This is a genomic window from Paenibacillus sp. FSL H8-0122 (genome assembly GCF_038005345.1).
GTDB lineage: Bacteria > Bacillota > Bacilli > Paenibacillales > Paenibacillaceae > Paenibacillus_AQ.
In genome coordinates this window covers 5,429,555-5,448,682 of sequence record NZ_JBBOTB010000001.1, presented here as the reverse complement: position 1 = coordinate 5,448,682, position 19,128 = coordinate 5,429,555, and the positions used below count along the sequence as shown (strand labels likewise).

18 protein-coding genes are annotated in these 19,128 nt (G+C 54.3%); 14 read left to right on the top strand and 4 right to left on the bottom strand.

Annotated features, from left to right (window positions below):
* The first annotated feature begins 90 nt into the window (after positions 1 to 90).
* The 10 genes from NSS64_RS23540 (at position 91) to NSS64_RS23495 (ending at position 7,944) form a co-directional block, all read left to right on the top strand.
* The gene (locus tag NSS64_RS23540) at positions 91 to 1,758 is read left to right on the top strand and encodes an ABC transporter substrate-binding protein (RefSeq protein WP_341141715.1); all 1,668 of its coding nucleotides are present in this window, start codon (positions 91 to 93) and stop codon (positions 1,756 to 1,758) included.
* Between the two features lie 25 nt (positions 1,759 to 1,783).
* The gene (locus NSS64_RS23535) at positions 1,784 to 2,788 is read left to right on the top strand and encodes an ABC transporter permease (protein ID WP_340991229.1); all 1,005 of its coding nucleotides are present in this window, start codon (positions 1,784 to 1,786) and stop codon (positions 2,786 to 2,788) included.
* Positions 2,789 to 2,800: 12 nt separating this feature from the next.
* The gene (nikC, locus tag NSS64_RS23530) at positions 2,801 to 3,694 is read left to right on the top strand and encodes a nickel transporter permease (protein ID WP_341141714.1); all 894 of its coding nucleotides are present in this window, start codon (positions 2,801 to 2,803) and stop codon (positions 3,692 to 3,694) included.
* Positions 3,695 to 4,157: 463 nt separating this feature from the next.
* Positions 4,158 to 4,712 (top strand): RNA polymerase sigma factor, encoded by a 555-nt coding sequence (locus NSS64_RS23525; RefSeq protein ID WP_341141713.1) that lies wholly within the window; start codon positions 4,158 to 4,160, stop codon positions 4,710 to 4,712.
* Complete coding sequence (locus tag NSS64_RS23520) at positions 4,713 to 5,033, top strand: hypothetical protein (protein WP_341141712.1); 321 nt, start codon at positions 4,713 to 4,715, stop codon at positions 5,031 to 5,033.
* Positions 5,011 to 5,388 (top strand): PLDc N-terminal domain-containing protein, encoded by a 378-nt coding sequence (locus tag NSS64_RS23515; RefSeq protein ID WP_341141711.1) that lies wholly within the window; start codon positions 5,011 to 5,013, stop codon positions 5,386 to 5,388. The genes NSS64_RS23520 and NSS64_RS23515 overlap by 23 nt, the downstream gene beginning before the upstream one ends.
* Before the next feature lie 19 nt (positions 5,389 to 5,407).
* The gene (locus NSS64_RS23510; protein ID WP_341141710.1) at positions 5,408 to 5,788 is read left to right on the top strand and encodes a hypothetical protein; all 381 of its coding nucleotides are present in this window, start codon (positions 5,408 to 5,410) and stop codon (positions 5,786 to 5,788) included.
* Positions 5,789 to 6,043: 255 nt separating this feature from the next.
* Positions 6,044 to 6,787, top strand: a complete 744-nt coding sequence (modA, locus tag NSS64_RS23505; protein WP_341142888.1) for a molybdate ABC transporter substrate-binding protein — start codon at positions 6,044 to 6,046, stop codon at positions 6,785 to 6,787.
* A 27-nt stretch (positions 6,788 to 6,814) separates the two neighbouring features.
* On the top strand, positions 6,815 to 7,477 hold the full coding sequence (gene modB, locus NSS64_RS23500) for a molybdate ABC transporter permease subunit (protein ID WP_341141709.1): 663 nt from the start codon (positions 6,815 to 6,817) through the stop codon (positions 7,475 to 7,477).
* Positions 7,478 to 7,614: 137 nt separating this feature from the next.
* Entirely contained in the window at positions 7,615 to 7,944 is a 330-nt protein-coding gene (locus NSS64_RS23495; RefSeq protein ID WP_341141708.1) for a hypothetical protein, read from the top strand.
* A 6-nt stretch (positions 7,945 to 7,950) separates the two neighbouring features.
* Here the strand turns inward: NSS64_RS23495 and NSS64_RS23490 are convergent, their stop codons facing one another.
* Together NSS64_RS23490 and NSS64_RS23485 are read right to left on the bottom strand one after the other, a co-directional pair.
* Complete coding sequence (locus tag NSS64_RS23490) at positions 7,951 to 9,567, bottom strand: helix-turn-helix domain-containing protein (protein ID WP_341141707.1); 1,617 nt, start codon at positions 9,565 to 9,567, stop codon at positions 7,951 to 7,953.
* The gene (locus tag NSS64_RS23485; RefSeq protein WP_341141706.1) at positions 9,554 to 11,359 is read right to left on the bottom strand and encodes a sensor histidine kinase; all 1,806 of its coding nucleotides are present in this window, start codon (positions 11,357 to 11,359) and stop codon (positions 9,554 to 9,556) included. The genes NSS64_RS23490 and NSS64_RS23485 overlap by 14 nt, the downstream gene beginning before the upstream one ends.
* 222 nt (positions 11,360 to 11,581) lie before the next feature.
* On the opposite strand from NSS64_RS23485, the gene NSS64_RS23480 reads away from it, so the two are divergent.
* The 4 genes from NSS64_RS23480 to NSS64_RS23465 all read left to right on the top strand — a co-directional run bounded on the left by NSS64_RS23480 (position 11,582) and on the right by NSS64_RS23465 (position 17,287).
* Positions 11,582 to 13,153 carry an extracellular solute-binding protein gene (locus NSS64_RS23480; RefSeq protein ID WP_341141705.1) on the top strand — a complete coding sequence of 524 codons (1,572 nt, stop codon included), beginning with the start codon at positions 11,582 to 11,584 and terminating at the stop codon, positions 13,151 to 13,153.
* A gap of 77 nt (positions 13,154 to 13,230) precedes the next feature.
* Positions 13,231 to 14,139 (top strand): ABC transporter permease, encoded by a 909-nt coding sequence (locus NSS64_RS23475; protein WP_076157105.1) that lies wholly within the window; start codon positions 13,231 to 13,233, stop codon positions 14,137 to 14,139.
* Positions 14,140 to 14,163: 24 nt separating this feature from the next.
* Positions 14,164 to 15,033, top strand: a complete 870-nt coding sequence (locus NSS64_RS23470; protein ID WP_209992080.1) for a carbohydrate ABC transporter permease — start codon at positions 14,164 to 14,166, stop codon at positions 15,031 to 15,033.
* Positions 15,034 to 15,082: 49 nt separating this feature from the next.
* Positions 15,083 to 17,287 (top strand): alginate lyase family protein, encoded by a 2,205-nt coding sequence (locus NSS64_RS23465; RefSeq protein ID WP_341142887.1) that lies wholly within the window; start codon positions 15,083 to 15,085, stop codon positions 17,285 to 17,287.
* 48 nt (positions 17,288 to 17,335) lie between these two features.
* Here NSS64_RS23465 and NSS64_RS23460 read toward each other — a convergent pair whose 3' ends face one another.
* Both NSS64_RS23460 and NSS64_RS23455 read right to left on the bottom strand, forming a co-directional pair.
* Positions 17,336 to 18,127 (bottom strand): hypothetical protein, encoded by a 792-nt coding sequence (locus NSS64_RS23460; protein ID WP_341141704.1) that lies wholly within the window; start codon positions 18,125 to 18,127, stop codon positions 17,336 to 17,338.
* Positions 18,124 to 19,125, bottom strand: a complete 1,002-nt coding sequence (locus tag NSS64_RS23455; RefSeq protein WP_340943787.1) for an iron-siderophore ABC transporter substrate-binding protein — start codon at positions 19,123 to 19,125, stop codon at positions 18,124 to 18,126. The genes NSS64_RS23460 and NSS64_RS23455 overlap by 4 nt, the downstream gene beginning before the upstream one ends.
* Positions 19,126 to 19,128 lie beyond the last annotated feature (3 nt).

The window sequence follows — 19,128 nt, the reverse complement described above, 5'->3', positions numbered from 1 at the left end:
CACAGAAGAACCTTGGTTTATAGCTGTGCTACCTGCACCGCTCTATATAAACACTTTGATATTTCAATGAAAGAAGGGAGCTTTCTGGAGATGAACAAATGGGGTAATTTCGCATTGGTACTGATGCTTGGCGCGGGGCTCGCGCTCAGCGGCTGCGGCGGAGGGAACAACACAGGCAACACGGGAAATACCGGAGGGAATACGGCGGCAACAAATGCTCCGGCAAGCTCACCTGAGACCTCCGGGACAGCGCAGGATACCCTGATTCTGGGGCGCGGGGGCGACTCGGCTTCCCTGGACCCGGCGATTGTGACGGACGGGGAGTCGCTGAAGATTGCGCATCAGGTCTTCGATTCGCTGCTCGAGTATAAGCCGGGTACCTCTGAAGTCCAGGCCTCACTTGCCGATAGCTGGGAAGTAACGCCGGACGGGCTGAGCTACACCTTCAAGCTGCATCCCGGCGTGAAGTTTCATGACGGAACCGATTTCAACGCCGAGGCAGTCGTGTTCAATTTCCAGCGCTGGAGTGATCCGGCCAGTGAATACAAATTCGAAGGTGATTCTTTCGATTACTATGACTCCATGTTCGGTCCGGACGGTTCACGGGTGATCAAGGAAGTGAAGGCGGTGGACGAGTCAACGGTTCAATTTGTACTGAACCAGCCGCAGGCGCCGTTCCTGCAGAATATCGCCATGACCACCTTCGGGATTGCCAGTCCTGCTGCGGTCAAGGAGAAGAAGGAGAATTTCAAGAATGAGCCGGTAGGGACAGGCCCGTTCGTGTTCAAGGAGTGGAAGCGCAATGATTCCATCACCCTGGACAAGAATACCGCCTACTGGAAAGAAGGGCTTCCCAAGCTGAACAAGGTCATCGTGCGCTCGATCCCGGACAACTCAGCCCGCTTCACGGCGCTGCAAAACGGGGAAATCGATCTGATGGAAGATCTCAGCCCGGATGACTTGTCCACGCTGGAGAGTAACAGTGCGCTGACCAAGATTGAGCGTCCGCCGTTCAATGTGTCGTACCTCGGCTTCAACTTCAAGAAGAAGCCGTTCGACAATGTGAAGGTCAGACAGGCGCTCAGCCATGCAGTCAACAAGCAGGAGATTATCGATGCATTCTTCGCCGGCCAGGCCCAGGCTGCGGTCAATCCTATGCCGCCTTCCCTGTGGGGCTATAACGACAGTGTGAAGGATTATGAGTATGATCTGGACAAAGCTAAAGCGTTGCTGGCCGAAGCGGGTTATCCTGACGGACTGCCTGACCCGGTGACCCTGTACGCGATGCCTGTATCCCGTCCTTATATGCCTGACGGCAAGAAGGTAGCCGAAGCGATTCAAGCAGAATGGGAGAAGATCGGGGTCAAGACCGTCATCGAGTCCCCGGAATGGGCCACTTATCTCGATGACACCAAGGCCGGGGAGAAGGACGATATCTTCATGCTTGGCTGGACCGGCGACAACGGCGACCCGGACAACTTCCTGTACACCCTGCTGGATAAGGATGCTATTCCCGGCAATAACCGTGCCTTTTATGTGAATGAAGAATTGCATACACTTCTGACCGGTGCCCAGAAGGAGACGGATCAGGACAAGCGCTCCGAGCTGTACAAGCAGGCGCAGGAGATGATCAAAGCCGATGCACCGTGGATTCCGCTGGTTCATACCACACCGCTGCTGGCCGGAAAGGCCAACCTGAAGGGCTTCGTTCCCGGACCGACAGGGACAGAGTATTACAGTGAGATTTATTTTGAATAAATACACCTTTGGAAGGTGAACGGAATTGAACTCTTACCTCATAAAACGTGTGATGGTGCTGTTCCCGGTTCTGATCGGCATGACCCTGATCGTCTTCTCCATCATCCATGCCATTCCGGGTGATCCGGCCGAGACGATTCTCGGCCAGAAGGCAACGGAGCAATCCAAGCAGGCGCTGCGTAACCAGCTTGGTCTCGACAAGCCCTGGCTGCAGCAATATTTTAACTACATGGGTGATTTGGTCCGGGGCGACCTGGGGACTTCGATCCGCACCAAAACGCCGATTGCCAAGGAAATCGTACCGTATCTGGCGGCTACGCTGGAGCTGACGGCTGCCAGTATGCTTTTCGCAACCTTCGTCGGAGTCAACGCCGGTATCCTTAGCGCCTGGAGACAGAACTCCTGGTTCGATTACACGGCTATGATCATCGCGCTCATTGGGGTATCGATGCCGATCTTCTGGCTGGGGCTGATGGAGCAGCTGCTCTTCGCGCTGAAGCTGCACTGGCTGCCGTCCATCGGCAGGATGGACCAGCGCAATCCGGTGGAGACGATAACCAACCTGTACGTGCTGGATACAATTCTGGCCGGGCGGTGGGACCAGCTGTGGACGGTCATTAAGCATCTCATTCTGCCGAGTATTGCGCTTGGCACGATACCGATGGCGATCATTGCCCGGATGACCCGCTCCAGTATGCTGGAGGTGATGAATTCCGATTATATCCGTACAGCCAAGGCTAAGGGTATGTCGCAGTTCCTCGTGGTCTATAAGCATGCGCTGAAGAATGCGCTCATTCCGGTGCTGACGGTAATCGGCCTGCAGACGGGGGCGCTGCTCGGAGGGGCGGTGCTGACCGAGACGATTTTTGCTTGGCCCGGGGTAGGGCGTTATATCTTTGAAGCGATCAGCTCGCGGGATTATCCTGTGATTCAGACGGGGATTCTGATTATTGCCTTTATCTTTGTGCTCATCAATCTGCTGGTGGATCTGCTGTATGCCGCTATCGATCCGCGCATCAATTACAAGTGAGGGGGAGCAGCTATGGGACAGGCAGCACTACAGGCTTCACCTCCTAAGGCTCCGGCGGATCAGGCCTCCGGCCCCTGGCGCGATGCGTGGAAGGCCTTCCGCAAGAACAAGACAGCCATGGCCGGGCTTGGCATTATCCTGTTCTTCGTACTGATTGCGCTGCTCGCGCCGTGGATCGCCCCGTATGATTTCAAAGCCCAGCAATTGGTGAACCGCCTGAAGCCGCCGTCGGCGGAGCATTGGTTCGGTACGGATGATCTGGGGCGGGATCTGTTCACCCGGGTGATCTACGGGGCACGGATTTCACTCTGGGTGGGATTCTTCTCCGTAATCGGCTCGATCATTGTCGGCACCGCGCTGGGCATCCTCGCCGGGTACTACGGCAAATGGATGGATATGATCATCTCCCGTCTGTTTGACATTTTGCTGGCCTTTCCGAGTATTCTGCTGGCTATCGCGATTGTAGCTATTCTGGGACCCTCCTTGCAGAATGCGCTCTACGCGATTGCCATCGTCAACATTCCGACCTATGGCCGGCTGGTCCGGGCCAAGGTGCTGAGCCTGAAGTCCGAGGAGTATATTACGGCGGCCAGGGCCATCGGGATGAAGAACGGGCGGATTCTGTTCAGCCACATCCTGCCGAACAGTCTGACGCCGATCATTGTCCAAGGCACCCTTGGCGTCGCGACAGCTATCATTGAAGCCGCTGCCCTGGGCTTCCTTGGACTGGGCGCTCAGCCGCCGGACCCGGAATGGGGCAAGATGCTCTCCGATTCCAGACAATTCATCCAAAAAGCTCCCTGGACCGTCATCTTCCCGGGTCTGTCCATCATGTTGACCGTCCTCGGCTTCAATCTGATGGGCGACGGCCTGCGGGATGTGCTGGACCCGCGGATGAAGAGTTGAATTTGAATAGAAGGTATTCGCAAGTGTTGTCCCAAGCCATATCAATGGCTGCTTGGGACAGCTCTTTCTTTTAACAGAAGGTGGTTTACTGTTGGAAGGCGCGAGCATGCTTCACCTGTTAGGATGATGTTGTTCAAATATAGTTAGTTGTAGAATGTACACTTAAAAACAGCGAAAAGGCATAGCTTCATCTTCTAACTGTATTCTGTACAACTAAATCTGCCTAATTAGCTGATAACCGGGAGAAGGCTGCCTTTTAAATGAACGAAATACAACTAAACGTGGAAAGGGTTATGAATAGGACATTTTAGTTGTACAAAGTGCAATTAAGCCAAACCACCTCCTATCCTCGGGTCAGGGCTATTTTCAAATTTCATTAACTTTTTCTAAAAATAACCTTGTGAATTTTCGAACAATATCCAGATCACTTCGTAATGTAGGTTGAAAGGGCGGCGGGGAACAGATGATGACCGACAAACAGCTCGTTGAAGGATGCAAGGCCGGTCAACAAGCGCATCTTGAGCTCCTCATTGTCAGGTATAGGGATGATTTATACCGGTTCTGCCGCCATCTTACCTTGAACCGGCAGGATGCGGAGGACCTGTTCCAGGAGGTATGGGTACGTGTGCTCCGCAAGCTGGAGAAGTATGATGCCGAGCGTCCCTTTAAGCCTTGGCTGTTCCAGGTGGCATTCAACATGTACCGCGACCGCTATCGGAAGTGGAAAAGCGTGTATGCCCTTTGGACCTGGTTGTCCTCGGATGCGGAGCTTATTCAAATTAGAGACCCAGCTTCACTGGCAGAAGAGGAGCTGCTGCGGCATGAGGAGCACCGGTTCCTGGAGGAATGCCTGCGCAGTCTGCCCGAACGTTATCTTGCCCCTCTCGTGCTGTATTACTATGAGGAGTTCAGCTATGAGGGCATTGCGGAGGTGCTGGGAGTTCCCCTCGGAACCGTCAAATCCCGATTGAATCAGGGCAAGAAGCTGCTGCACAATTTAATGAGGGAGATGAACTAAATGAAGGAGTCCGGAGACAAAGACCAGCTGCTGACGGAATATTTCAATCTACCGCTCACGCCATCCCCAGAGCTTGTCTCTAATACGATTCAGCGGATACAAGGGCGCAGGACAATGGGCACACTTTCCATTTTAATGGCCCTGCAATGGCTGGTATTCATGGTGCTGGGACTGTACTTCCTGGCCGGTCCGGCTGCCCTGCAATGGAAGATCAGCATGGGGCTGCTGTTCATCCTGTCTCCAATGATCGCCGGAACATTGCTGTTGTACAGTACTATGGGAGGCGGGAGAGGGTCTTATGAAAGTTCACTTAACCGTTGAGAAATTTGTTTTTTGGGCGCTTACGGCAACCATCCTGTTAAGCTGTATTGCGCTGGGGTATGCCATAAGCCCCTATATGGGCGAGTTTTTGGAGGAGAATCTGACCTGGCTTATCGTGATAAGCCTGCTGGCCCTGCTGTTCCTGGGGCTGAATGTGCTGATCGCGGTATTCATTTATAAAGATGCCTCGCGGCGGCGGATGAATGCCTGGCTCTGGGTGACTGCGGTCATCTATATTCCTAATTTCATCGGTCTGATCCTTTATCTCCTGGCAAGGAAACAGCATCACATTCACATAGCATCTAATGCAGGCAATAAGGGTTTCCATTGTCCGCACTGCGGCCATTTAATCTAAACCAGGGAGTGTTAAGTATATGAAGAATAAATGGATGACACTGGGGATCTTGATCATCATGGCGTCGGTGCTGCTGACTTCCTGCGACAAGAGAATAATGTACGCCGGGTCCAGCACGAAGAGCAAAATAAGCGGCTCCTACAAGTTTTTTACGGGCACAGAGGAGAAGAAGCTGAGTATGAAAAGCGGCGAAACGCTCAGTATAGATTACGATTCCAAGGTGGAGAAGGGCCAGCTGACCATGAAGTTATACGGGCCGGATAATGAGGTGCTTACTGAACTGGCAACCAATGAATCCGGTACCGAGAAGGTGGAAGCCGGGAAGGACGGGAAATACCGGATTGAAATCAAGGGTGAAGATGCCAAGGGAAGCTTCAAGGTTGCTTTCAAGGTCAAATAACTGGAACTGGTGAGAAATTTATTGCGAATAGCCTTAGAACAGGCCTCTTCCCTATACATAGGGCGGGGTTTTTTGGCATGGATAAGAGGGGAATCCCTGATTTTAATACTAATTATAACTAAACATATACAAACATAATCAAATATATTGTATAATTCGATTTGACTTGCTAGAATATGTTCAAATATACGAAATAGCGATTGGGAGGTATGGAGTGTGCTGAAGAAGTGGTTAGCGGGATTATTGGTGCTGCTTATGGTGGCGGGAGTGTCGGCGGGTTCAGCAGGAGATGTTGAGGCGGCAATGAAAAAGACGGAGATTATTGTCTCCGCAGCAGCGAGTCTGCAGGATAGTCTGGACAAGATTGCTGTACAGTATGAGCAGCAGCATCCTGAGATTAAGCTAGTGTTCAATTACGGCGCTTCAGGTACGCTACAGAAGCAGATTGAGCAGGGGGCGCCGGCTGACTTGTTCTTCTCGGCAGGCGATAAGCAGATGAACGCACTGGTGGATAAAGGGCTGATTGCAGACCACAAGGCGCTGCTGAAGAATCAATTGGTCGTCGTTGTGCCTTCCGATTCGAACACGAAGCTTACAACCATTACTGACCTTACCGCTCCAGCCTTCAAAAAGGTAGCCGTAGGCCAGCCGGAATCGGTACCGGCCGGACAATACGCTCAGCAGTCCTTGACCGCGAAGAAGGTATGGGATACGCTGCAAGGCAAGCTGGTCTTCGCCAAGGATGTCCGACAGGTGCTGTCCTATGTGGAGACAGGCAATGCGGATGCCGGGTTCGTCTACAAGACGGATGCGCTTACCTCGAAGAAAGTGAAGATTGCCCTGACCGTTGGCGGCCATGTACATAAGGCGATTAACTATCCGGCGGGCATGGTTAAGGATTCGAAGCATCAGGCCGAGGCCAAAGCGTTCTATAGCTATGTGCAGACCGCTGCTGCCAGCTCTGTCTTTACCAGCTACGGCTTTCAATTGGCTAAATAACTAACTACCATTAGATGGGGTGAAGAGATGGAGATCAATTGGCCCGACTTTTTCGCCCCGGTCTGGTTATCAATCAAGATTGCGGTATTGACCAGTATCATCGTGTTCCTGTTGGCCATGCTGGCAGCCAGGAAGATGGCGGGGCGCAGGTTCTTCGGACATAATCTGGTAGAGACCGTGTTGCTGCTGCCGCTGGTGCTGCCGCCAACCGTGGTCGGCTTCGTCCTGCTGATGGTCCTCGGGCGGCGCAGCTGGATCGGCAGGCTGTATGAACAGTTCACGGAGCAGACGATTCTGTTCACCTGGGGGGCGGCAGTCATTGCCGCTGTTGTGGTTGCTTTTCCGCTGGTATACCGCACGGTTAAAGCGGGCTTCGAGGGCGTGGAGAAGGATCTGGAGGATGCCGCGCGGGCGCAGGGAGCCAGCGAGCTTCAGGTGCTGCGTTATGTGACCCTGCCGTTGGCCGGGCGTTCGCTGGCTGCCGGTTATGTCCTCGGCTTCGCCCGCGGGCTGGGCGAGTTCGGGGCAACGATTATGGTGGCGGGCAATATCCCGGGCCGTACCCAGACCGTGCCTACTGCGATCTATGTAGCGGTGGATGGCGGCAATATGACGCTGGCCTGGATGTGGGTCGGCTCGATCATCGTGATTTCCATGCTTATGCTGATGTTCGTGAACCGCCGTACCTGACGGATGATTACAGGTTAACAAGAGCAACCCCCGTCCTCACCGGGTTTCCGGTGAAGGCGGGGGTTGTTCGGTAAACCGGACACAATTGGCTGGAGCGGACGGCATATGGACCCAATGTAATCGAAAAACCGACCATAATGGGACGGAAGACGGCGCGTAAGCCAAATGTAATCGAAAAACCGACTACAATGGGACGGAAGGCGGCGCGTAGGCCAAATGTAATCGAAAAACCGACCACAATAGGACCGGGGGCGGCGCGCAGGCCAAATGTAATCGAAAAACCGACTACAATGGGACCGGGAGCGGCCCGTAGGCCAAATGTAATCGAAAAACCGACCACAATAGGACCGGGAGCGGCCCGTAAGCCAAATGTAATCGAAAAACCGACTACAATGGGACGGAAGGCGGCGCGTAGGCCAAATGTAATCGAAAAACGGAACACAATCGGCCAGCCGATGGCCCCATAGTCTAATTTATATGCTGTGAGTCCCCTGCCGGCGGTAATCGGAGGGCGAGACGCCGGTCTCCTTCTTGAAGATCCGGTTGAAGGACCGGTAATTCTCGAACCCGATGGATTCGGAGATTTCGAAGGTCTTGTGGTCGGTGGTGAGCAGCAGCAGCTTGGCCTGTTCGATCCGCAGGCGGGTCAGGTATTGGACAAAGCTCTCACCGACGGCCTTCTTGAACATGGAGCTGAAGTAGGGCACGCTGTAATTGATCGAAGCGGCCAGCTCCTCCAGCTTGTAGGGATAGCTGAGATCTTCGCGCATCTGTTGAATGATCCGTGTGATGGAGGCATCGATCTTCCGGCCGCCCTCCTGAAGCTGCTGAAGCTTGCGGAAATGATCGCAGGTGATCTCATGTACAGCGTTGAAGGTCTGGCACAGCTCGATTTGTACACGCAGCTCCGCTTCGAGATCCGCCCCGCCTTCTGCCCCAATAACGTTATGGCTCATATCCAGGAAGACTCGCAGATACAGGGACTTGATCTGCTCCGGGTCCCAGGCTTGCTCCATGGCCTGACGGTATAGGGACAGCCGCTCCTGCTCCAGGGCTGCCGTGCTGAGATGCGGCTCCAGCAGCGCTTGCTTCAGCACCTTGCTCCAGAAGCGGCTCTGCGGCTCGGGAATCCGCTGGAAGCTGGAGAGCTGCCCCCACTCCCCAATGCCGATAAGCTCATTGCTGCGGTAAAAGAACGGATACGGCGCCGAAGCCAGCCGCTTCAGCGCCTCCGGCCGCTCCTCCAGTCCCTGTTCGAAGCTGCACAGCAGGGCGATGCAGCTCATCCGGAGATTCGCAGCCAGGGACTCCAGCACCTGCTCCAGAAAGCGGGGTCTCCCCTCCTTCAAGCTGTCGGTATACAGGGCAAGGAACCGCCCTTTGTCGAGGGCGATCACCTTATGCGCGCCTATACTGCCGAGCAGCTCCTTCAGCACGTTCACCCCGGCGAATTGCCACAGCTTCAGCTCCTCCAGCTGGTCGATCGGGAAGCGCAGGGAGTTGCGGTCCAGCTCCACCAGCAGGGTCATGAAGCCCTGGCCGTGAAGCGGAAGCTGCGAGTCCGCAAGACTGCGCAGCCACTTGGCTTCCGCCGCCGGGCTGCGCAGCATTTCCAGGAACAGGCTCTGCTCGATCTCCACCTCGCTCAGGCGGACCTGCTGCTCCAGCTGCATATAATTGTCTCTCGTCTCGCCGCGTGAATCCGCCAGGACCGCCAGCTCCTCCATCGTCCGGGTCAGCAGGCCCGGATCGGAGAGGCAGTCATCCTTAATCAGATAGGAGGCTGCCTTCAGATGAATGGCCTGCTGGGCATAGTGGAAGTCCTGATGGCAGGTCAGGATAATGATCTGCGGCGCACGTACCCCGCTCCGTTCAATCTCGCGCAGCATCTCCAGGCCGTTCATGCCCGGCATCGTAATGTCGGTGACGATCAGCTCCGGCTTATGCTTCAGGAACAGCTCCAGCCCGTCCCGGCCATCCTCGGCTTCACCGACAAGGGTGAACAGGTCTGCGCGCTCCTCAATGAAATGCCGGAAGACGGTTCTTGCCGGAATCTCGTCTTCCACAAGGACAACCCTATAGTGATTCATGATGTTCCTCCTTAATCAGAACGTTCCCGGATGGCAGCAGCATGCGGATGGTCAAGCCTTCACCCGGAGCGCTTGTGAGCAGGATCTGTGTCTCCGCCCCGAACAGCAGCTTCATGCGCATCCATACATTCTGCAGTCCGATGTTCTCGGCAGACTCTTCCTGCTGGAGATGGAGCTGCAGCTTCCTCAGGTCAGCCTCTTCCAGACCGGTTCCGTCGTCCTCCACTTGTACAATAATATGGCTTCCGCCGGGACTTCTGTATACGCGCACACGGATATGGCCTTCCGGTGCCTTGCGCGGGAGAATGCCGTGGAACACGGAGTTCTCAATCAGCGGCTGCAGACCCAGCTTCGGAATCATCATGCCCCGCAGCGGCTCTTCAATCTCAGTCTCCAGATGAATCTGGCATTTGTAGCGCATATTCAACAGCCCGGTATAATCCGCCAGATAATCAAGCTCCTGCTGGAGCTGCACCGTCTGCTCGAAATTCTCCATCGAATACCGCAGCAAGGCCACCAGCCGTCCCATCAGGGAGTTGATCTTCTCATAATCCTTCATCATGGCGAACATACGGATCGTATTGAGGGTATTGTACATGAAATGGGGATTGATCTGCGATTGCAGCGCCCGGATCTCCAGCTTGCGCTTCAGATCCTCCGAATCATGCAGGTCTGCCAGCAGATCCTGTATGCGGACAGCCATGGTATTGAGCATCCGGCCCAGATCCCCGATTTCATTATTGGCGAAATGGGTGACCCTGGCCTCGAAATTCCCTTTTTTCAGAGCATCGACCTGCCGCTTCACAGCCTGTAGAGGCCGGTAGAGCTGATACCCGAAGCCGACCACACAGAGCGCCCCCAGACAGACCAGTATCAGCAGAAAATAAGTGACCGTCCGGCGGATAATCTCGGCGCTGGCTGTAAGCTCCTTGGACGGAATCTCCGAGAGTACGATCCACTTGTCGTAGGTGGAGGTCTGCTTGACAGAGACTATCGAGGAGCCTGCCGCGAACTGATCCGGGCGCTTCAGCTCCTTCCAGCGCTTCAGAATCTCCTGCACCCGCTGCGTATCCTCCTGCTTCTCCAGCTTGCTGGTCGTGGCAATGGTCAGGCCGTCTTCTGTCAGCAGTGAGATGGAGCCCTCGCTCCCAAGCTGAATATTCTCGATCTGCTGCTGGTATTGGCTGTTATTCATGGAGATCAGCAGCACGCCCTTGAGGTCCTTATATAAATCGAAGGGAACGCGTGAGATATAATAGGTGGACGATTGAAGAATAGCCAGCTCAGGCAGCGAGTGCTTGTCCAGAAAAAGATTCGGCCGTCCCGAAGCCAGATACGCTTCAATCAGCGGCCCGTATGGAGACTCCTCCAGCATGGCCGGGGCTTCTGTGGAGGAGAGGACTTCTCCTGTAACGGCGGAATAGACCTGCAGACCCTCCACATTCCCGATGATGGCGGAGGCGCCGCTGAGCACGGAGATCAGATCCTTTTTGCGGACCACCTCTTCAAAATATTGGGCCGAAGGCGAGACCAGCGCACTCTGAATGGACGAGATCCGCGAGTATTGCTCGCTCAGTTCCCGCAGCCGGGTCATGGTTAATTCAATCCGGTCCACGACCTGATTGACGAGCTGGGCATTCAGGCGGTTCACCTGCTGCTCCACCGTCGTGCTGGATACGCTTACAGAGATGAAGGACAGCACAATGAGCGGAACCACCGAGATGGCGAACATGACCACAATCATCTTAATATAGAAGCTCCGCCGCAAAAAGCTGAAAAAGGGTGAATTCATAGAGTCACATCCGTTAAGGGTTTTGGACTACGGATACCGGGCAGGCTATCCTAAACAGATTATAGTACATTGGCGAACATGGAGATACCTGCGGACCGGCAAATCTTAAAAATGGTGACACTTTGGCTGGAATCCGGCATGTTCTTAAGCTCGGGTGTCTTCTATAATCCAAAGTGTAAGCACGATGTAAACGCAATCAATACAAGCAAATGGGGGATGACAATGAATATCACAAGAAAGCTTGTACCGCTTGCAGCTTCAGCGGCGTTGATGGTAACTGCACTGGCGGGCTGCGGCGGCGGCAATAATTCTGCGGCAGGCAGCACAGCGGCACCGGAAGGCAGTACACTAAGCGGTGCGGCTAGCAAGCCGGCCAGCATCAAGGCCATGACCATTCTGTTCGGCAATCCGCCGGAGATGACGAACAACAAGGCGCTGGAGGATCTGGAGAAGCGCGGCAATGTAGATCTGAACGTAACCTTCGTGCCATCCGAAGCCTATACGGACAAGCTCTCTGTGGCGGTATCGGCCGGAGATTCCTATGACCTGCTGCTGATGGATGGCGGCAAGGACGATAAATTCAACAACCTGGTGAAGATGGGCGCTTTTCATGACCTGACGCCTTACCTTGCGAAGACCAAGAATATCAGCCAGATTGATGAGGTGGTCTGGAACGGAGCCAAGATTGACGGCAAATCGTACGGGATTCCCCGGCCGCGCGGCCTTTACGGCGGAGGTGAAGCCAATATTCTGATCCGCAAGGACTGGCTGGATAAATATAATCTGCCGGTTCCGAAGACCATGGATGAGCTGACGAATGCGCTTGCGGTGTTCAAGGAGAAGGACCCGGCAGGCGGCGGCAAAACCATTCCGTTCACGATCTACGGTTCTGACGGTGTGAATAGCCCCGGGCCGTTCTCGGGTGTCCTCCCGATCCAGTATGCCTTTGGCATTCCTAATGTCTGGAAGCTGGAAGGTGACAACGTGGTCCGTGATTTCCAGACGCCTGAATACAAGGCATTCCTGGAGTGGCTGAGAGATTCGTGGAGCAAGGGCCTGATCGACAAGGATGCGCCGGTACTGAAGAACCAGGGGCAGGCGCGGAGTAAGTTCCTTGCGGGCACAGCGGGTGCTTTTGTCGGGAATGTCAGTGATATTGTAGAGACCAACGTCGAGAAGCTGAAGCAGACGGACCCGAAGGCTGAAATCGCGATTGTCGATGTGCTTGAAGGCGCGAACGGACAGAAGGGCGCTTCTGTACTCTCCGGGTACTACGGACTGTGGGCGGTTCCTAGCTCCGTGCCGGAGGATAAGGTGCAGCAGATTGTAGACTTCCTTGACTTCACGGCTTCCGAAGAGAATGTAGCGTTCTCCAAAGCGGGAGTCACCGGCATCCATTCCAGCGATTTCAAGAATGGGGTTGCGGTGCAGACCGAGGAGCAGAAGAAGCAGTATGAGCTGGATAAGCCGAACAATTTCATCCTGGAGAACCGTGCAGATCCATATGTATACGCCAACTCCAAGGAGACGGACATCCTGGCGCTGCAAAAGGCGACACTCGATACGATCAGCAAGATCGGGGTGGAGAATCCGTTCCTCAGCTACAACTCACAGTACGCCAGCAAGAATCCGGACAGCTATAAGAAAATGAGTGCGGTCATGACGAAGTATGTGCTGGGCGAGGGAGCCTGGGAGGATGTGCAGAAGGAGATTGATACCTGGACTAAGGGTCCGGGCGAGCAGATCACCAAGGAACTGCTGGACCAGTATAAAGCAGAGCATTCCACGAAGTAATACAACAACACTATAAACAGAGGCAAAGGAGGGGGCTTCCCCTTTCTTTTGCCCATTTGGATAAGGAGGTTTAGCCTGTGCAGAGAGCTTTACGACCGAAACGGTTTCATCAGCTATGGCCCTTTTACTTACTGGCAGCACCGGGTATTCTCTACTTTCTCACCTTTCATTACATCCCTATGACAGGACTCATATTAGCCTTCAAGGAATACAGCCCGTTCAAGGGTATGATGGACAGTCCCTGGGTAGGGCTGGATAATTTCAGACAGTTTTTCGGAACCTCCGATTTCTATATGTTGCTGAAAAATACGCTGCTGATCAGTCTGCTGAATCTGATCATTTATTTTCCCTTCACGATCTTCCTGTCGCTGCTCCTGAATGAAGTGCGGCTCAAGGTGTTCAAGCGTGTCTCGCAGACCATCGTGTATCTGCCCCATTTTCTCTCCTGGGTCGTGATTTACGGGATTACGATTTCCTTCTTCGGGCCTTCGGGCGTCATTAACCATTACCTCGGCCAGTGGTTCGACGGCAGCGCCAACTTCCTGGTTAGCAATGAATGGTTCCGGCCGCTGGTCATCTTCCAGTCCATCTGGAAGGATGCGGGCTGGGGCACGATTATCTTCCTGGCGGCACTGGCGGGAATTAACCCTGAGCAGTATGAAGCAGCGAAAGTGGATGGAGCAAGCCGCCTGCAGAGCATCTGGCATATTACGCTCCCCGGCATCAAGGGGACTATCGTGATTCTGCTGCTGCTCCGTCTGGGCTCCTCCATGGACTCCAACTTCATGCAGATCTTCCTGATGACCAACAGCCTGAACCTGGATGTCTCCAATGTCTTCGATCTGTTCGTCTACCATGTCGGTCTGGAGCAATTCAATTACAGCTTCGCGATTACGGTAGGCATGTTCAAATCCGTTGCCAGTCTGATCCTGGTCCTCGGGGCCAATTATGCGGCCAAGCTGCTTGGTGAGGAAGGCATATTCTAGAACAAGAACAGGAGTGGAGAGGTTATGAAGCTTAAGGCAACCTGGTTTGACACCATTATTGTAGTCATTATTTGCTTAATCAGCTTGCTGGTTATTCTGCCTTTTCTATATATTATCGCGGTCTCATTCAGTCCGCCGGGAGATTCGATGGCCGGGAATTTCTTCATCTGGCCCAAGCACTGGACACTGGATGCCTATAGCTATCTGCTGAATGCGAATACGTTCCTGACCTCCGTCAAGAACTCTGTCATTATCACGGCGATGGGAACGGTGCTCAGCCTGTTCGTCTCCATTACACTGGCCTATGCCCTGTCGAAGAAATTTCTGCCCGGACGCCGGATTATGCTGCTGGTTATTTTCTTCACGATGATCTTCCATGGGGGCATGATTCCGAACTATCTGGTCGTCAAAAATCTGGGTCTGATCGATTCCTACTGGGCAGTAGTGCTTCCGGCAGCCTCCAGTGCCTTCAATATTATGGTCATCCGCTCCTTCTTCCAGAGCCTGCCCGAGAGTCTGGACGAAGCAGCCAGAATTGACGGGGCCGGGGAATTCAGAATTCTCTACTCGATCGTGCTGCCGCTGTCCAAGCCGATTATCGCCACCTTCACGCTGTTCTTCATGGTGCAGTTCTGGAATGAGTTCTTCTCGGCGGTCATCTATCTGAATGATACCTCGCGCTGGCCGATTCAACCGCTCCTGCGGCAGATGGTGGCAATCAGCGCCTCCAATATCTCGGCAGAGGCAGCGGTAGATGCTTCGCTTGCAGCCAATCTTGGACCCAATGTCCAGAATGCAGCCATTCTGCTGGCGATGCTGCCTATAGTCATAGTGTACCCGTTCCTGCAGAAGTATTTTGCCAAGGGTGCCATGCTTGGTTCAATTAAGGAATAGACTTTAGGCGGAGAGAGCCGCGAATATAAAGGTGATGATAGAATTGACTATGCGATATAAAGATCTGCGCCACAATCCCGCATACACGAAGCCGCAGCTAACGGCCGGGGAATTCTTAAGCACGATGCTGGACTTGAACAGACCGGAGCTTGCAGAGGTAGCTGCGAAGCTGGACTTAGGCGATGTCCCTGGTGCACGGGATGCTTATTTAGAAGTCATTGCAGCGGGTAACAACGGGAGATATTACTTTGAGGTGAAGGATGTTCCCAAGCTTCGAGCGTACGCCGCCAGCCATTACAGCGGGGAGGAAGAGGCACAGCAGGATATTGCCGAGGCGGACCGGATTGTGGAGGGGGATATTCCCCTGTTCAAAGGGAAAAGAGTGCTCTTCCGGCACGGAAGCTATGACTGGAACAGCTGGCTGTTCGACAGCTCGCAGTATCAGCTCCATCTGACCCGGTTCGTCTACGTGAAGCGCCTGTCCAGAGCCTATGCGCTGACCGGGGATGACAAATACGCCAGATGCTTCAATGATATGATCAGCCATTTCATTGACGACAACCCTATGCCGGTGGATGGTACCTTCCGGGCGGAGCATTCGACCTGGGACCCCCTCTCCGCCGGTGTGCGGATGTTCATGCTGCCGGAAGCCTTCATTACCTTCTTCAGCTCCCCGGCCTTCGAGCCAGAGGTGAAGCTGAAGCTGATTCAGTCCTTCCAGCAGCACGGGGATTACGTCCGTAAATATCATGCCAGCGGCGGCAACCATGTCTGTATGCAGCTCCGGGGGCTGACTCAGACGGCGCTGCTGCTGCCGGAGCTGAAGGATTCCGCCGCATGGCTGGAATACGCTGGTCGTAAGCTGCCGGGCTATATCCTTGAGAACGTCTACCCCGACGGGGTACAGTTCGAGGGCAGCCCGAATTACCACCTGATCGTCATGCGTGAGCTGTATGAGCTGGTGGTTCTGTATCAGAAGCTCGGCATCGATGCCGGAGAATACCGGGAGACGCTGGAGAAGATGTATGTCGTTACGATGCATCTGCTGGCCCCGGACGGGCAGCTGGTCAAGTTCGGCGATACCGATGTTCAGGTCGTCAGCGAGCTGCGTGGTGTCATGAGCCTGGGCGCTTACCTGTATCAGCGGGGAGACTTCAAAGCGCTGGGGCATGAGCGGCTGCCGTTCTCCCTGCTGTGGAGAATCGGGCCGGAGGCTGCAGCGGAGTATGATCAGCTGAAGGCCGTCGAGCCGGCGGAGACGGCAGCCTGCTTCCCGGCAGGCGGTTATGTGACCTCGCGCCAGGGCTGGAGCCCTAACGACATGTACATGGCGATGCGTGCAGGCGTCGGGATCGGCGGGCATGCGCATTCCGATGCGCTCAGCCTGGTGCTCTACGCCGGAGGACGCGAGCTGCTGGCGGATTCGGGTATGGGCTTGTTCGAGTGGAACAAGGAACGAAAATATACAGTCTCGACCCGTGCCCATAACACTGTGGTTGTCGACGGGCAGGACCAGCATGTCCGCAGCTTCCACTGGAATACACCGCCTACGGCGAGCTGCAGAATCTGGGATACCCAGTTCAATGAAGCATATGACTACACCTTTGCGAGCCAGTACGGATATACCCGGTACGAAGATCCGGTGGTTCACTCCCGTAAGGTACTGTTCGTCAAGAACAGCTATTGGCTGATCGTGGATCTGTTCGAAGCCAAAGGGCAGCACCGCTATGAGCAGTACTTCCACCTGCCGCCGGGTGCAGCGGCCTACGATGCTCTCAGCGGGGACGTTGTCTCCCAACTGGAGGGGGCTAATCTGCTGCTGAAGCCGCTGCCCTCCGGGCTGGCCGACGACCGGCTGACGCTGGAGCAGGGCCTGATCTTCAAGCAAGGTCACTACCATGAGAGTACGGTCATGAAGCGTTCCCTTACCCTAACCGGCAGTGCAGCCATCGTCACTCTGGCGGTTCCGTTCGGGGCAGCGAAGCCGCAGATGCATGCAGAACGGCTGCCTGTGCGGCAGCATGGGGAACTGCTCTCGGTGCAGGAGGCCACCGCGCTGCGTATCGTCATGGATGACCGGGTGGATGACATCTGCCTCTATCATAAGAGTGTCGATGTCACCAGCTACCTTGACCATACCGGCAATATTATCTCTGAAGCGCTGCTGCCCCGTAAGACGGAGCCGAAAGGCATTGCGTTTGCCGGAGGCAGCTATAACCGGGATGTTATTGTCATTAGTGGTCTCAGAGAATAGCAGAGCAGAAATAAGCAACGCCCATCCTGAACCGGGGATGGGCGTTGCTCAGTTGTTCAATATATTGCATCTCTCTTCCGGGGATAGCTTGGGGCAAGTGCTGCAATACTCTCCGGCATCAGGCCCGATTCTGATCCGGTAGGCCAGGCAGCAATGCCTGCGCAGATAGAATGAACGGCCACGGAGCTTCGGATGCTCATACCGCCGGAACCGCATGGATAATTCATCCGGCTTCTCCGGCTGAAGCAGGGTATTATAATCCTGGCCGATGATCCGGCCCCGATCCTCTGAGTCCCAGATTCCCTTGTCCGTATGCAGCTGTCCATACAGGTTATGCAAATTATGTGCAATCAGCGACCACATGATTTTCTCCTTGGCCCCCGTATAACCTGATACAGCCTGGAGCACCTGCCGTAAATGTGCCAGCAGGCGATCTATATAGCCGGAAAGGCAGGCTTGACGAACTTCCGAAGGGTTATCAGGCCATTTGTCCGTGGCTGCCGTCTCCGCTTCATACTGCATCATTCCTGCATCCGTTAGCCTGAACCGTAAAGCGCCGGGCAGCAGAGAGAGCGGGGTATCGAAGAGAGTGATGGAGGCGGCCAGTCCCATGATCAACACCGAGTACCTTTTGGCAAACAAAGTTCCGACCACAATTCCTCCAGGCTCCCCAAGCTGGAGTGATTGCTGCCCGATAATTAACGGGAGCTTCGCCTCGTCCAATAGATCTTCTGTACTGTATGGAAAAGAATTATTCCTGTTCTTCGCGACAGTCACGGCAAAATGCTGCTGCATGAAATCTTGTATCCACTGGCTGCTAAAAGGTATAACCTCACTCATTGCTCCAGCCATGCCATGATTTCATCAATAATTTCACCCCGGCCGATCACTCCCCAGCCCTTAAAGAGCCAGAAGGAATCGGTCTCATGAACCTTTCCTCCCTGTACAGCAGGGATGTTCTTCCAGAGTGCGCTGGCCTGCATGTTGTCCAGGAAATCGCGGGCATTGGAATCCACCTCAAGGACGATAAAGTCTGCCCCCAGCTCCGGTATTTTCTCCAAAGATAGATCTGCTCTCTGCTCTGACGGTGTAAGTGCGGCGGGTTCAAATCCGAGATCCTGGTAAAGGAGTGCATTGGTTGGATGACCTTGTTGTGCGTACACCTGGAGCGTCTTCTCACGTACACGGAGGTAGGCAAGTTTTTTGTTGTCCAGCGCTTTGATTTTCTCACTGGCCTGGACCGTTTTCTGTTCCAGTTCGGCAATTTTTTCCTTCGCCACATCCGTCTTGTCATACATCTCGGCAATGGTTAGCAGATCCTTGGTCCAAAAGGAAGTATCGTCGCCATAATCAAGCCATTCATTTCCAAGAACGATGGTAGGGGCGATTTTGTTCAGTTGCTCATACTTATTCTCGGCCGTCCGGCTCTCAATAAGAATCACATCCGGATCAAGCAAGGTAATGGCCTCAAGGTTGGGATTATCCGCCGAACCTACAGTTTGTACCCCCTGCAGCTTGTCAGCCATATAGGGAAGATACTCTCCTCCGTACCGGACCTCGGTGTTCACACCGGAGGGCTTCTCTCCGATAGTCAACAGATGATCTATGTACTCTGCCGAGAGAACAACGATTTTTTCGATTTTGGCCGGAATCACAGCTTCTCCCTTAAGGTGGGTAATCGTGCGTGTGCCCGGTTCTGCAGCCGCCTGATCCCTGGTTTGGGAAGCGGCGGGACTCTGTTCTCCGGAGGCCGGTTGTCCCGCTGTATTGCTGCAAGCGGCCAGTATCAGCAGCAGAACGGCAAGGAGCATGACCTGGATGGATTTCATTCGATTCATTTA

Coding starts and splice junctions, on each gene's coding strand:
- NSS64_RS23485 (WP_341141706.1), bottom strand. CDS start 11,359: ATGAATTCACCCTTTTTCAGCTTTTTGCGGCGGAGCTTCTATATTAAG.
- NSS64_RS23510 (WP_341141710.1), top strand. CDS start 5,408: ATGAAGAATAAATGGATGACACTGGGGATCTTGATCATCATGGCGTCG.
- NSS64_RS23520 (WP_341141712.1), top strand. CDS start 4,713: ATGAAGGAGTCCGGAGACAAAGACCAGCTGCTGACGGAATATTTCAAT.
- nikC (WP_341141714.1), top strand. CDS start 2,801: ATGGGACAGGCAGCACTACAGGCTTCACCTCCTAAGGCTCCGGCGGAT.
- modB (WP_341141709.1), top strand. CDS start 6,815: ATGGAGATCAATTGGCCCGACTTTTTCGCCCCGGTCTGGTTATCAATC.
- NSS64_RS23490 (WP_341141707.1), bottom strand. CDS start 9,567: ATGAATCACTATAGGGTTGTCCTTGTGGAAGACGAGATTCCGGCAAGA.
- NSS64_RS23455 (WP_340943787.1), bottom strand. CDS start 19,125: ATGAATCGAATGAAATCCATCCAGGTCATGCTCCTTGCCGTTCTGCTG.
- NSS64_RS23470 (WP_209992080.1), top strand. CDS start 14,164: ATGAAGCTTAAGGCAACCTGGTTTGACACCATTATTGTAGTCATTATT.
- NSS64_RS23495 (WP_341141708.1), top strand. CDS start 7,615: ATGGGACGGAAGACGGCGCGTAAGCCAAATGTAATCGAAAAACCGACT.
- NSS64_RS23515 (WP_341141711.1), top strand. CDS start 5,011: ATGAAAGTTCACTTAACCGTTGAGAAATTTGTTTTTTGGGCGCTTACG.
- NSS64_RS23525 (WP_341141713.1), top strand. CDS start 4,158: ATGATGACCGACAAACAGCTCGTTGAAGGATGCAAGGCCGGTCAACAA.
- NSS64_RS23480 (WP_341141705.1), top strand. CDS start 11,582: ATGAATATCACAAGAAAGCTTGTACCGCTTGCAGCTTCAGCGGCGTTG.
- NSS64_RS23465 (WP_341142887.1), top strand. CDS start 15,083: ATGCGATATAAAGATCTGCGCCACAATCCCGCATACACGAAGCCGCAG.
- NSS64_RS23540 (WP_341141715.1), top strand. CDS start 91: ATGAACAAATGGGGTAATTTCGCATTGGTACTGATGCTTGGCGCGGGG.
- NSS64_RS23460 (WP_341141704.1), bottom strand. CDS start 18,127: ATGAGTGAGGTTATACCTTTTAGCAGCCAGTGGATACAAGATTTCATG.
- modA (WP_341142888.1), top strand. CDS start 6,044: ATGGTGGCGGGAGTGTCGGCGGGTTCAGCAGGAGATGTTGAGGCGGCA.